General features: G+C 41.5%; 7 protein-coding genes. All 7 read right to left on the reverse strand.

Features of this window, described 5'->3' with window-relative positions; translation table 11 throughout:
* Nucleotides 1-33: 33 nt before the first annotated feature.
* The 7 genes from JWR23_RS00875 to JWR23_RS00905 all read right to left on the reverse strand — a co-directional run bounded on the left by JWR23_RS00875 (nucleotide 34) and on the right by JWR23_RS00905 (nucleotide 14,387).
* A complete protein-coding gene (locus JWR23_RS00875; protein ID WP_299511750.1) occupies nucleotides 34-2,556 on the reverse strand; it encodes a glycoside hydrolase family 95 protein in 2,523 nt (840 codons plus the stop codon).
* A 35-nt stretch (nucleotides 2,557-2,591) separates the two neighbouring features.
* On the reverse strand, nucleotides 2,592-4,034 hold the full coding sequence (locus JWR23_RS00880) for a GDSL-type esterase/lipase family protein (protein ID WP_299511752.1): 1,443 nt from the start codon (nucleotides 4,032-4,034) through the stop codon (nucleotides 2,592-2,594).
* 11 nt (nucleotides 4,035-4,045) lie between these two features.
* On the reverse strand, nucleotides 4,046-5,335 hold the full coding sequence (locus JWR23_RS00885) for an alpha/beta fold hydrolase (protein WP_299511754.1): 1,290 nt from the start codon (nucleotides 5,333-5,335) through the stop codon (nucleotides 4,046-4,048).
* A gap of 148 nt (nucleotides 5,336-5,483) precedes the next feature.
* Nucleotides 5,484-8,408, reverse strand: a complete 2,925-nt coding sequence (locus JWR23_RS00890) for a glycoside hydrolase family 2 protein (RefSeq protein WP_299511756.1) — start codon at nucleotides 8,406-8,408, stop codon at nucleotides 5,484-5,486.
* A 9-nt stretch (nucleotides 8,409-8,417) separates the two neighbouring features.
* On the reverse strand, nucleotides 8,418-10,685 hold the full coding sequence (locus JWR23_RS00895) for a GH92 family glycosyl hydrolase (protein ID WP_299511758.1): 2,268 nt from the start codon (nucleotides 10,683-10,685) through the stop codon (nucleotides 8,418-8,420).
* A 39-nt stretch (nucleotides 10,686-10,724) separates the two neighbouring features.
* A complete protein-coding gene (locus tag JWR23_RS00900) occupies nucleotides 10,725-12,965 on the reverse strand; it encodes a GH92 family glycosyl hydrolase (RefSeq protein WP_299511760.1) in 2,241 nt (746 codons plus the stop codon).
* A 249-nt stretch (nucleotides 12,966-13,214) separates the two neighbouring features.
* A complete protein-coding gene (locus JWR23_RS00905) occupies nucleotides 13,215-14,387 on the reverse strand; it encodes a FecR family protein (protein WP_299511762.1) in 1,173 nt (390 codons plus the stop codon).
* Nucleotides 14,388-14,422 lie beyond the last annotated feature (35 nt).

Below are 14,422 nucleotides of genomic sequence, written 5' to 3' on the forward strand. Positions count from 1 at the left end.
AAGTTTTTAAAACTTCGCAAGTCTCTCTTAATCTTACATACTAACCAATGTATATATTTTACCCGCTTGTGTAGCAAAATCATACAATAAAGTTGGCTTCTCGCCTGGTGCCTTTAACTGTGCTTTTTCTGATATGATAGGCTTGGCGGTTGTTTCATTTTTATAAAAGAAATTTGGATTAGCTCCTTCTGCTGTTTTCAATACACCGCCTTGTAGCTTTATGCTATTAGACACACGTAAACGGCAATTGCCCCCAACTGTCGATTTAATTTTCACCTCGCTTAACTTGCCGCCTTTCCATTTCATGCTTACAATTTCAAAACCACCACGGGCCCTTAATCCGCTTATAGCGCCGTCTTGCCAGGCATCAGGCATTGCAGGTAATAAGTTTAAGGCACCATCGGCACTTTGCATCAGCATTTCGGTAATACCCGCGGCACAGCCAAAATTTCCGTCTATCTGGAACGGCGGGTGCGCGTCAAACAAATTTGGATAAGTACCACCGCCGCTATTGGCGCTGCCCTTGTTTTTACCTGTCGGGGTTAATTGATTTTGAATGAGTTTAAAAGCATGATTGCCATCCAGCAACCTTGCCCATAAGTTTACTTTCCAACCCATAGACCAGCCGGTAGAAATATCGCTCCTGTAAATTAATGAGGTACGTGCCGCGTCAAACAACTCTGGTGTGCGGTAAGGTGATATTTGGTTGCTTGGATACAAACCATATAAATGCGATACGTGCCTGTTATGGTCTGTAGGGCTATCTAAATCATGTAGCCATTCCTGCAACTGGCTGTACTGACCAATTTGCATGGGTGGTAAACGCTTGCGCGCAGCCGCTAATTTATCCGCAAATTCCTTATCGATATTTAAAATCTTTGCTGCATTAATCACTTCGCTAAAAATATCAAACACCAACTGATTATCCATGGTAACACCATAATCGATAGCTAAACCGCGGTGCTGAGTTTTCCCATTTTTATCTTTATATTCTTCAAAATAAGCGCCGGGGCTATTTTCAGGCGATCCCGATGGGGTTATCACTAACCATTTATGCTCCGGCTCCTCTACCAAAAATTCTAAATAAAATTGTGCCGCGCCCCTTAATGCGCTATAAACTGATTTTAAATAAGCTTTGTCGCCATTGTACATATACCTGTCCCACAATTGCGTGCTTAACCAGGCACCCCCGGATGGCCATAAACCGGAGTAAATAGCATCTACCGGGCCTGTAATGCGCCAAAGGTCGGTATTGTGGTGTGCCAGCCAGCCGCCAACACCATACATGGTTTTAGCGGTACCCTGCCCGGTTTCAGACAGGTCCTTAACCATTTGTACCAATGGTTCATGCATTTCGGCCAGGTTTGTTTCTTCTGATGGCCAGTAGTTCATTTCTGTATTAATGTTGATGGTATATTTACTACCCCATGGCGGGCTCATCTCTTTGTTCCATATACCCTGCAAGTTTGCCGGTTGCCCGCCCGGTTGTGATGAGGATATCAGCAAATACCTGCCGAATTGAAAATATAACTCAACCAGTTGCGGGTCATTACCACTGGCAAAACCGTCAATACGCCTATCGGTAGTATTTTTAACCGAATCAGATGTACCCAAATCAAGTTTAACCCGGTTAAAGAATTTTTGATAAGCGGTAACATGGTTGCTCAATAATTGCGCGTATGGTTTAGTCCATGCTTTATTTAAATAATTATTTGCCCGCAGCGATTCATCAGCGCTTATATCATCATATTTTACAAAGTTGGTGGCAATGGAGATAAACAGGGTTACCGCGTTAGCTTTAGTAACGTTTACCGATGTATCAGACGCAGCAACCTCGCCGCCATCCAGCTTAACCTTTACCAGCGCCTGGAACTTATCCTGCCCTTTTATCCCATCACGATCACCGGAAATACCCGATAAAACTAACTCATCTTTACCTTTTGTTATGATGGTTGATTTTTGCGGACTAAACATAGCCGCAGAAAACGTCAAACTTCCTGGTTGACTTGCAGATAAGTGTACAACAATAACCTGGTCGGTATTGGATGCAAAAACTTCGCGTTTGTAGGTTACACCGTTAACTGTGTAGGTTGTAGTAGTCACAGCTTTTGAAATATCCAGCTCACGATAATAATTTTCATAATGATCATGCCCCGGAAAATTCAGGTACAGGTTACCAACGGGTTGGTAGCACATGCCATTATCTTTCTCTGATTTTATTTCCTTACTTGCTATCTTAGCGGCTTCTGCGCGGTTATTTTCAAAGATTAGTTTTCTAACCTGTGGTAACGCGGCCAAAGCGGTCTTACTATCATTACGGCTTGGGCCACCGCTCCAAAGTGTTGCTTCATTTAGCTGTATAGTTTCCCGCTCAGGATTGCCGTATACCATCCCGGCCAGGCGACCGTTACCTATTGGCATAGCCTTTTCCCAAACTTTGCCTGATGGCTTATCATACCATAGCTTTAAATCATTCCGTTGCGCAAATACTGTAAGAGTTGCGCTTAACAGCACAAGGGTCAGTACACTTTTTTTAACGTTTTCTTGAGGGATCATCAATTTTATTTTACTTAATTATTGCGTTTGTTATACTATAATTTTTCAGGAAACTGTATCTCTTGCCCCGATCCTTTTAGTAAAAAATCTACTATTGGCGTTGGGTTTGGCAAGCTATGCGGATGGTGTTTAAAGCCGGGCTTATGCAGTACGGTTATATCACCTTTAAGGTCTTTTATTTTCTTTTCAAAAAGCAAGGTGTTATCCGGCGGGTAAACGGCTTCGTCTTCATCGGCACATAATATCAATATAGGATATTTTCCTTTTGCAATTTGCTTTACCTTGTCAACCGGGCTGCCTTTAAAGTCTTTTATTTTATCGTCTGTCAAATTATAATCTTTTTTAAACGCATCAAACATATCATCTTTAACAGGTGGTGTTTTCATTAAGCCCAATGCCCATGATGGCATATTTAAAAGCGGGTTATCCACATATACCGCAGCTACTTTTGATGGATTAGCAGCCGCCCAGTTAAATACATAAACGCCACCGCGGCTCATACCTTCCATAACCGCTTTTTTGCCTAAACCTGCTTTGGTTACCAGTTTATAAAAATCGTTCCAGTCTTTTATTGCTTCTTCATTACCTAACAACTCTGCCGCATCAAAATAAACTAAATGAAAACCGCGCTGTAATAAGGCTATATCCGTTTGCGGCTCATGCCCCCAAAACCTCGCGCGCCACATCCATGGGTGGCCATTAGCTGTCCATTTGGGTGCAACGACTTTACATTCGCGGCCATTCATTTTAAAGGTGGCACATTTGTAGCCATAAAAAGAGCTTATTTTTTTCTCGAAATTGATCTTGCTTAATATGTCAAAGCCAAAATCTTTTATCCTTACAACATTCTCATAGATCAGCTCGGCCATGCGGCGTGCGCCTTCTTTGTTGGGATGTATCTTATCGGGGGTATTAGCTTCCTGATTAGCAAAGGGCGCATGCATATCAATCAGTTCCAAATTATCTGTATAAGCGGCATGTTGAATATGCGGGTTGATCTTTTTAACAATCATCGGATCCCAAATACCTGTAGTATCCTTAACCCATGATGGCATGGCCTCCATCAACACCACGCGGGGATGTGATGGCAATTGCGCAAATGATTGTACCAGGTCATGACAATCCTGCTCAAACTCGCCGTAGAACGGGCGGTTTTGCAGCTTGGCATCATTTCCACCCAGGTCAATATAAACCACATCGGGTTCGCTGGCTAACGCGGCTTTGTATTGCCTGGTTTTCCAGTACGGCGAATCGCCTTTGCGCAGCATGGTGGTGCCGTTTACGCCATAATTAGTTACCTGGTACTTATCGCCCAGCATTTTTTGCAGCTGCGCCGGGTAACAATTATGTTCACGGTCTGGTATAGACACGCCGTAAGTAATACTGGCGCCCACACAGGCTATCTTAATTGGCTTATCCTGCGCAAAAACGCTGGTACTAAATGCAAGGACCAAAAACAGGGTAAAAATTGATCTCATAGTTTTAATAATTATTGAGTAATGGGTTGATGTTTCAGCTCATAAAACGCGTTGTACATATCGCTGGACACACTTACTGTGCGGTTATCGGTTAAATAGGCGTAATAATTTACACTTTTTTTTACCATGATTGCCGGGATAGTCGCGGTATAGCTGTTAGCAGCTGTTGATGTGGCTGTTATTGGCACCCACACCCTTGTTTGCCATGTAGCCGTTGGTTCGCTATAGTACAATACAACCGACGCGGCAGTTACACCTTTAGGTATATCCAGTTTAATGGTGATCTGCTTGCTGCTATCGGCTTCTAACTTTTCCTTTGCAATCTTAGCTGAAGCAAACGGCTGCCCTATTCCTTTTAAATAATAATCAAAATAAAGCTTCTGCATGGTTGGCCCGGCAGGTTGTTGTTTGTGGTTAAAGTTAGGGTCCCAAACATGGTTCTTTGTGCCATGTATAGCATGCAGCGTAGCCACTACAGATTCGGGCCAGTAATAAGTATCGTTTGATGTGGCCTCTAAAAAGTAAGGCGCTTTAATACCAGGTGCACGACGGCCGGCATCAAAATATTTTAGCCATGGGGTTCTGACAGAATCAGGCAGACCAGCAATTATCTTTACCCAAAAAGTTGCCTTTTCATAATAACCACTGCCAAAAACAGAATAGGCCGCTTTTACTTGCTTCCCTAATATGCCCGATAAAAACGTAGTAGCATAACCACCCCATGAAAAACCGGTTATCCCTATATTTTTAGCATCAACGTTTTTTTGAGTTTTTATGTAGTTAAACACTTCAATCCCGGCAACACCGGCATCAAACAAAGTGGCATTTTCCAAACCCTTTGCAATATCAAAACGAGACGGCTCTAAAGGTCCTTTCTTTAATTTCCATGGACCAGATGAGTTTGGTGTTGTGCCGTTATTACATATGCCCGGCATATCAAAACAAATAGCCACATAGCCACGTGCTGCATGCTCCTGTACTAAATTAGTCAGGCCCTCTGCATTACCGCCGCCGCCATGTAAAACAAGCACGGCCGGGTATACTCCTTCTTTTTGCGGGAAGGCCATAATTGCATAAACGCTGTTTATATTATTACGCGAGTTGAATATAAATTTCCGTGTAGTTATTGCCGTTGCACCATTGCCCGAGTTTCCCTCGCTGATAACCTGCTTCACAGTTGGTATGCTGTTTAAAAATGGAATAAATGGATCGGTGTATGATTTGGCGCTTACTTTAAGCGTTAACATGACAAAAGCAAAAAGTATTGCTTTAACAAAAAGTTTTTTAACAGTAAAGTTCATATCAAGGATGATATAATTAATTGGTTTGATAGTATGCAATTACCGCACAGCTGACACAAACTTAATATAAACCTTAATTAATACCTAACTAACAAAGCTTAATAACAGATACGTTACTAAACAAACAGAAAATGAATTAATGGATGGCCTAATTTATAGGCCCATCCATTAACAGATCATGTTGTTTTTTAGCACCACTGTCTGTGGCAGCAGCCTTGTCCGTTAACCGTATAGCCATTGCGTTACATAACTTTTGCCAGAACACGCTTGTTGTTTGGTTTAGAATATTATAATCAATAGAACTTACACCCAAATTAGCTTTACCAAACGGCAGGTTAAGCATGGCCGCATTTTTGGGTTTGATCAAATGCTCATATAATACAACTTGCGCGCATTTTTTATTTTCAGGAAAGCCAAGTAACAGGTTCCAGTCAATTTCTCCGGCTTCCAACACTATCGAACCATGATTTAAAATATCACCTTCAATAGCCTGTTTCAGAATGTATTTATCGCCATTCATTTCAGAGAAATACAGATCGCGGATGCTGAATAATTTACCCACGGCATCAGCCTTATTGCTTTGCAGATCGGTGGTTTTAAATTCGCCTAATTGCAATGCAAATGGCAGCAGATCATTCACCGCTTTTGATGGCTGGTTATTGCCCGATACCAATACCCATACAAAGCCGCCATTTTTTTTAACACGGTCAATTATAGCTTTATTTTGTTCCAACTCACTTGCGGCAACATTATCGCCATCAATAATTATTAATGAGGCGGTTTCTTTATTCCCATCCAAACTTAAACCAATGTTATTAAAGAATTTAGCTAATGCGCCATCCATTTTACCTATAAATATGGCTCGGCTAAATTTGGCTTCTGTTGGGATAAATTTTTGTTGCCGGGCAGTATCCAGAATATGATCCCACTTACCCGGTTTACCTGCCATGGCTGCCTTTAATGCTTCAAACATTGGCAAAGGTTTATACAATGGCAATGAAGGATCTAATCCCGGATTAAACGTTGTTACATAAGGCGGAATACGTTCTATCTGGTAACCCGGTTTGCCTTCCTCATAAGGTTTGCCGGCGAAAATACCGTCGTTCAGATCGGGCAGGCGCGAATAATCACTGTATCCCAAATTCATATGTTCTATACCGAACCAGCTAACTTCGGACGGTGAATAATAAGCCAGCAACGGCTTGGCCATTTTAATTACATTTTGATAAACATCAACCGCCAATGCTTCGTTACGCCCGTAGTAAGATTCGTAAGGTTTATCGCCTGCAAACTGCACCAATTGATTTGGCTTACCATAATAAGTAGCCCCCGATTCGCCTACAACCAACGGCTTGCCTACCACTTTAGGCAAACGCTCCAGGGTAATACCATGCGAGAAGTGCTTGCTCCAAACAGCCAGTTTTCCGTGCATATCTTCATCACCATCATCGGTTATAAAATCGCGGGTAGGATCAAGCAGCGCGGGGCGACGTGCCAATGCAACACTTTTTTCTTCCCAAATAGCAGCAATATCGGGAGTAGGTTTATTATAGGCCGATATAGCAAACAACTCATTACCCGCGCTCCAGCCAATAACTGCCGGGTGGTTACGGTCGCGCATAACCAAATCGTCAACATGCTTGGCGGTGCGCTCCCAGCTAATCTCTTCGCCAAAATTCAATGAAAGCGAGCTGCCGAAAAGCGCGGCTTCATCCAATACCATCAGGCCCATTTCATCGGCTAAACTTAAATAGGTTGCCGGCCATGGCTGCGCGTGCAAGCGCACGGCGTTACCGCCAAAATCCTTAATCATTTTAAACCAGGCATAGGCAAACCTGCGCGATTCTACATAGGCCCCAAACGGGTGTTGTATATCTGCAAAGCACTGAATTTTGCTACCATTCAGGTAAAAGTCTTTACCATTAATTTTAAACTGGCGCCAGCCAAAACGTTCGCTTTTAGTATCAATAACCTGCTTTTGATTATTTACATTTAATACTACCGTGTATAAATTAGGCGTAGCCGGACTCCAATACTTTAAACGGCCCTTAACTTTGGTACTAAGCGTTATCTTTTTTAATTCGCCTGGTTGCAGCGTTATTGACGATGTGGCTATATTTATTAAGGCGATTTTTCCCAGCTGCCATTTAATTTCGGGAGCAGTTAACACATCTTTACCGGCAAGGTTTATCCATTGTTTAATATTGCCGGCAAGCGATATTTTCTGCGCTTTTTTAGTTTGATTGATCAGTTGCAGATCAAACTCCAACAGATCTTTATCAACCCATGGTTTTACAAATACATTAGTTATCCGCACCGGTGGTACAGCAACTAAAAATACATCCTGCCATATACCAACCAAACCATCGGTGTTTGATCCCGGCGGGTAGGTGGAACGGAAATAGCGGTACTTAGCATCTGTTTTGTTAAATAGATTGCGGTTCCTTACCCCTACCAGCAATTCGTTGCTTTGATTGCTTTTTACAAAGTCGGTTACATCAACATCAAAAGGTAAATAGTCGCCGAAATGTTGGGCTGCTTTTTTGCCGTTTATCATCACCACAAAATCACCCATTATGGCTTCGAAATGTACAATAATGCGTTTGCCCACCCATTTTGCAGGCACGCTGAACCGGCGTTTTAACCAGCCCATCCTAACACTCTCCCAACTCTTGGGATAGCTTGGATAATAAACAGACGACGGCGCGTAAGGCTGATTTGTACCCTTACCTACATTGCTTCCTCCACCCCAATTGTTCACGTTCCACGGTGATGGTATCTTGATCTTAGTTTCTTCCCATTTACCAGCTTCAGGTGCGGTCAATTCAGGTGCTACACCTTTGTTAGCTATCCAGCCTTGTGGTATAGCTACCGGCTGAAAATCCCAACGCCCATTAAGGCATATTTCTTCGCGGTATGGTTTTTCCTGTGGGGTGATTATCCCTTCGGCTGGTGATATATCGCGGTTAAACTTTATGCCTTGCGCTTTAGCAATGTTATGGCAAGCGATGATCATAAACAAAAAAAGAGCAGGTATAAAACCTGCTCTTTTAATCATATTAATATATTTCATTTGACTGAATTAATCTAATCCCCAGCTTTTGTTTGGTTTTGGACCCATCTCTAACTCCAATTTACCACCAGCCACTAATTCGGCATGTGTAAATTGCGGTGTATTAATGGTTTTGCCATTGAATTTCGCGCTCTGAATGTATTTATTTACTACAGAGCAATTGTTTGCTATCATAGTAAATTGTTTGCCATTTTGCAGATTAATAGTAACCTTTTTAAATACCGGGCTGCCTATGGTATAAATTGGACTACCCGGCGTAATAGGGTAAAATCCCATTGAAGAAAATACCACGAAAGCTGTCATACCGCCACCGTCTTCATCACCCGGAATACCAAATACGTTGTCTTTATACCATAGATCTAATAACAGGCGAATATGTGCCTGTGTTTTCCACGGAGCGCCTGCATAATTGTATAAGTACGGGATATGGAAGCTTGGCTCATTACCCATAGAGAATTCGCCTACCAGGCCTGTAGCATCAGGGAACTTGCTCCAAAATTCATACTTACTGCGGCCAAGCGGCTCGCGGAACAACTGATCCAATTTAGCCTGCATTGCAGCTTTGCCGCCCATAAGGGTTGTTAAACCCGGAATATCATGCTGTACCTGCCATAAATAGGTCCATCCGTTATTCTCATCAAAATAATCACGACCACCAACACCACCATCAAATTTAGGATCGATGTTTATCCAGTTGCCATCTGCATCTTTAGGCATAAACATTTTTATATCGTCCTTCCACAGGTTTTTATAGTTTTTAGACCGAGCATTGAATTTTGTATAATCATCATTCTTACCTAATTCTTTAGCCATTTGCCCAAGCGACCAATCATCAAAAGAGGTTCCTAAGGTTACCGCGACAGCTTGTCTTTTTTCAAAAGAGTTTACTTCAGGTATGGTTTCCTTCTCGCCAACTTTTAAAGCAGGATAATAACCTTTAGCATAATAAAAATCTTCTAATGTGCCTTTTGGCCCGTTGCGCCATGGCAGCATGGTAGCCTGTGTAGCATTCTTTACCATAGCATCATAAGCGGCAGGTACATCAAAATCACGGATGCCTTTACGATAATCATCCAACAGCATTGTTGTAGAGTGGAAGCCATTCATACAAGCATGGTCGCCAAATAATACCGGGAAGGTTGGTAACCAGCCAGATTGCTGGTATTGTAACACATAAGAGTTTGCCATATCGCCTTCCAGCTTAGGGTTCAATATGGTACGTAACGGATGCAGGGCAAGGTAAGTATCCCATGTCCAGTCATCTACATAAAACGGCCTGTTATTAGTAATTGTATGTATTTTATTATCAAAGCCGCTGTAGTACTGACCATCTTCGGTTATATTAACCATACGTTCGTTGCAGCGATAAAATGCTGTATAGAATGAACGTTTCTGAGCCTCGGTACCACCCTCAACATTAATTTTACCTATTACATCGGCCCATGCTTTTTCGCCTGCATTTTTAATATCGGCAAATTGTTTGCCGGTTAGCTCTTTGGTATAATTCTTTTTAGCTTGCTCGGGGCTTATGTATGATATAGCATACCTGAACTCAATTTTGTTTGACGCGCTTTGTGCAAAACTAATAAATGAACGTACGCCTTTGCCTTCTACACTGGTTTCATCGGCTATCTTTCCATCTTTAACAACACCGGCCTTACCTTCGGCGCTAAATGTACCGTACAGGTAAACTTTAATGTTATCATGATAGGTTTCTGTACCGGTTACTTCTTTGCCGTTAAAGTTAAATGAACCAACACCTGGATTTAAAAGCCCGAAAAGCAATGTTTTATGCGCTGCATTGGCCGGGAACTCAAAACGGTATAAACCTGTTTTTTTACCTGCTGTAAACTCAACCGTTATTTCATCGTCAATTAAATAAGTGGAGTAATACCAGGGGCGTGTTACTTCCAATTCATGATCCCAGGTTTGTTTTGCGCGCCAGTCTGTAAGCGACAATACTTTTACCGATGGTTTTAAAGAAAACACCTCGCCTAAACGATGCGAAACTATACATAACGGAAAGCTGGAAATCTGGTCGTCAATATAATCTGCCCTAATTGGATACATCCGCATTACCTGGTTAGGTAATTGAACCGTTGGGCGTGTAGGCTGCAATAAAGCGCCAACGTTACCTATCCGTGGGTCCACATATTGTAGATTGTCTTCTTTGGCGCTGCTGCTTTTTTTCTGGGCAACAACGGGTGCGGTGCAATAAAACAAAGCTGCTATTGATAAAGAAGCTGTTGTAAATAAGCGTGAAATACTTTTATTCATTGTTAGCGTTTTTATAAAGGAATATTAGTTTAAAGTTATTTATTCTATTTGTGATTTTGGCCTGTTAACAGCCAGCTTACCAAAATTATAATTCGGCTTGTCGCCCATGGTTATTTTAAGGTTGCCGCCTTTCATAACGTCATTGTGTTTGATAAAGCTTTTATCATATTTTACACCATTTAGCTCCATGCTTTGGATGTAGATATTTTTGCTGCTGTTATTAATTACAGTTGTTGTAAAGAATTTACCGCCGCCCACATCAATCTTCACCTTATCAAATAACGGGCTGCCCATTACATAAATTCCGCTTGCGGGGTTACAAGGATAAAATCCCATCGACGACATAATATACCATGATGACATGGCGCCGCAATCTTCGTTACCGGCCAATCCGTCAATTTTATCCGTATAAAACTCGCGCATTACCTGCCTCACTTTCTCGGCGGTTTTCCATTGTACACCGGCAAAAGCATACATATAGGTCATGGGATGACTTGGCTCATTACCATGCGCATACATGCCTATCAGCCCCGAAATATCGGAAGATGCTTCAGCGCCCATATCGCCTGTTACTTTAAAAAACTCATCAAATTTATCTATAAAGCCTTTATCGCCGCCCATTAAAGCAATTAAACCCTCTACATCCTGTGGTACCAGCCAGGTATATTGCCAGCCGTTGCCTTCTGTAAAGTCGCCTTTACCGTGGATAGATTTTAATGGATCGTAAGGTGTTTTCCATGAGCCATCGCTCATTTTTGGGCGAACAAATTTGATGGACTCATCAAAATAGTTTTTATAGTAGCCCGCACGTTTGGTATACTCTTGATAATCGGCAGTTTTACCTAATTTTTTCGCCATCTGGGCAATGCACCAATCGTCAATAGCATATTCCATCGCTTTTGATACTGATTCGTATTCTTTATCAGCAGGAATATAACCTTTCTCTTTAATGTATTTCATCCCATAATCATCACGGGTTGATGATTTGATAAGCGCTTCGTAAGCTAAATTTACATCAAAGCCTTTGTAGCCTTTTAAATAAGCGTCAACAATTACCGGCACGGCGCTATAACCCACCATACAATCAGTTTCGTTACCCATTAACGGCCATATAGGCAATTTGCCCTGCTGCTGGTATGCTACTAATAATGAATTAATAAAATCTTTAACTCTATCCTGATGAATGATAGTACTTAAAGGAGCTGTTGAGCGATAGATGTCCCACAAAGAAAATTCAGAGTAATTGTTAAAGCCCGGGTTTGGATAAACTTTTTTATCTGTACCGCGATATGAGCCATCATGGTCATTAAACAATGCCGGATCTATCATAGTATGATAAAGCGCGGTATAGAAAGTTCTTTTATGGGCAAGGTCACTGGTTTCAACAGCAACTTTTGATAACTCTTTTTCCCATTTGGCTTTTGCCTGGTTAACAACGGCAGCAAAATCCCAGGCTGGTATTTCGGCATTGATATTTGCCAATGCGTTCTCGCTGCTAACAGGCGAAATACCTACTTTAAACGATACTGTGCCCTGGGGTTTAGCAAAGCTGATTAATCCTTTAACTTTTTTATCTTTTAATTCGGTACCCGGTCTGGCCTCATTGGCATTAAATAGTTTAAGGTCTTTAAGTGATACAGAGCTCTTTATAGCAAACCATAATTGTTGGTTTTTTGCCCATCCGCTCGAAAAACGATAACCCAGAATGGTATGGTCATCAACCAGTTTTAAATAAGTATCAGTTGATCTGTCCTGGTTACCTTCGCTTAGGTCTATAATGATATTTTCCTGCTCATTTGCCGGGAAAGTATATTTATGGAAAGCAACACGCTCGGTAGCGGTCAGCTCAACTTTAACGCCATTATCCAGCTTTAAGCTATAATATTCAGGGCTAACAGTTTCGTTTTTATGCTTGTATTTTGATGAATAGCCTAAAACAGTTTGTGTACCCCTGTCTGTACGCGGGGCACCTGTAAAAGGCATAATTAAAACATCGCCCAAGTCGCCAATACCGGTACCGCTTAAATGGGTTTGTGCAAAACCTACACAAACGCTGTCGGCATAATAATAGCCCGAACACCAGTCCCAGCCTTTATTAATATTGTTTGGCCCCACCTGTACGGCACCATAAGGAACACTTGCGCCCATAAAGGTATGCCCGTGGCCACCTGTACCAATATACGGATCAACATATTTTAAAAAGCTTTGTTTTGTTTGAGCGTTACCCACCGTTGCGAATAATATACAGGTGAATAAAAAAAGCAGGTTTCTTACTTTCATGTTTAATTAATAGGGTTTATACTTTATAATAGGTTTGCGGGCACATCGTATCTTATGACATCGATTGCAGGTACGAATTAAGCGATAATTAATTAATATTGAATAACAAAATGTTAATTAAGCTCCAATTTCACTTAGGTGATAAAATTGTTACCAATCAAAGGCGTAAATATTACTGCCGAAAGGCATTTTTAATAGGTACCCGAAGTAACCCTCATGAAATGTTTTTTGCCCTGTACATCAATAAAATTAAGGATTTACAACTACTTGTCTTCCTTTGATCTCAAAATGCACCTCACCGGTTAGCTCCAGTATTTTCAGCACCTCTGATAACGGTGAATTTAAGGATATATCTGCAACAAAATGATGGTCGCTTACTTTTTTATTATAAACTATACCCACATTATAGGCTCTTGATACCTGGCGCATAATTGACGCTATATCTGCACTATCAAAATGGAACATCCCGTTTTTCCAGGCTACGGCATCATTTACGTTAACATGGGTAGAAACTTTGTATTGCCCATCCTTTTGCAGTACTGATTCATCACCAGGTTTAAGCATAACGCTTGATTTGTCATTTACACATTTTACCGATCCCTGCAGCAACGTGGTTTTAACTATCGCTTCATCACTATAAGCCATCACATTAAAATGAGTACCATAAACCCGCACTTCAGAATTATTAACTTTCACTACAAACGGCATCCTTTTATTTTTGGTTACCTCAAAATAGGCCTCCCCGGTAATTTCAACCAGCCGCTTATTACCGGCAAAAGCAGTAGGGTAACGAATAGATGAGGCCGTATTTAACCATACTTGCGTGCCATCAGGCAAAGCCACACGGTATTTACCGCCGCGTGGTGTGGTAACGCTGTTATAGGCTATTGTATTTGTAAGAGCGCCCGGGTTGTAGGCCAGTTTTCCTTTTGTTTTAATGATACTTGCATTACTTTGACTAATAACTGTATTGTCTTTAACCTTATCTAATTGTAGTGTTGAGCCGTCGGCAAGCGCAAGTATGGCACTTTCGGTAACCGGACCAATATCATTTTTTAGATCGCGCGGGGTATTGGCTACATTATCAGCCTTGTTGTTATTATTATTAAGGAACCAGCCGCCAATTGCAAGCAAACCAATAACAGATGCCGCTACAGCTATTTTAACCCACATTTGCTTTATGCCGTGGAGTGGCGCTTTTTTCACATCAATTTGCTGATGCAGCTGCGCGAGTATTTTGTTAGAGAAGCATAGATCTAATGGTTGAGGATGGTTAAGACTATCTTCAAACTCGGCCTTTAAAATCTCCTTTAACTCGTGCCCGTTGGTACTTTCTATATAATTTAAAAGCCAGTCCTTTTCTGTAAGCGATAATTCTGCTTTATTAAGTAGTTGCTTTAATTGTTCTCTTTCGTTATTCATTTTACGCAATGGAACGCTGCCTTTATCCTCTAAAT

Source organism: Mucilaginibacter sp., assembly GCF_028288205.1.
In the GTDB taxonomy this organism is placed as follows: domain Bacteria; phylum Bacteroidota; class Bacteroidia; order Sphingobacteriales; family Sphingobacteriaceae; genus Mucilaginibacter.

What these genes read in the sequence shown, in the direction of transcription:
- JWR23_RS00875 (WP_299511750.1), bottom strand. Translation starts at nt 2,556, where the DNA reads ATGATCCCTCAAGAAAACGTTAAAAAAAGTGTACTGACCCTTGTGCTG.
- JWR23_RS00880 (WP_299511752.1), bottom strand. Translation starts at nt 4,034, where the DNA reads ATGAGATCAATTTTTACCCTGTTTTTGGTCCTTGCATTTAGTACCAGC.
- JWR23_RS00885 (WP_299511754.1), bottom strand. Translation starts at nt 5,335, where the DNA reads ATGAACTTTACTGTTAAAAAACTTTTTGTTAAAGCAATACTTTTTGCT.
- JWR23_RS00890 (WP_299511756.1), bottom strand. Translation starts at nt 8,408, where the DNA reads ATGAAATATATTAATATGATTAAAAGAGCAGGTTTTATACCTGCTCTT.
- JWR23_RS00895 (WP_299511758.1), bottom strand. Translation starts at nt 10,685, where the DNA reads ATGAATAAAAGTATTTCACGCTTATTTACAACAGCTTCTTTATCAATA.
- JWR23_RS00900 (WP_299511760.1), bottom strand. Translation starts at nt 12,965, where the DNA reads ATGAAAGTAAGAAACCTGCTTTTTTTATTCACCTGTATATTATTCGCA.
- JWR23_RS00905 (WP_299511762.1), bottom strand. Translation starts at nt 14,387, where the DNA reads ATGAATAACGAAAGAGAACAATTAAAGCAACTACTTAATAAAGCAGAA.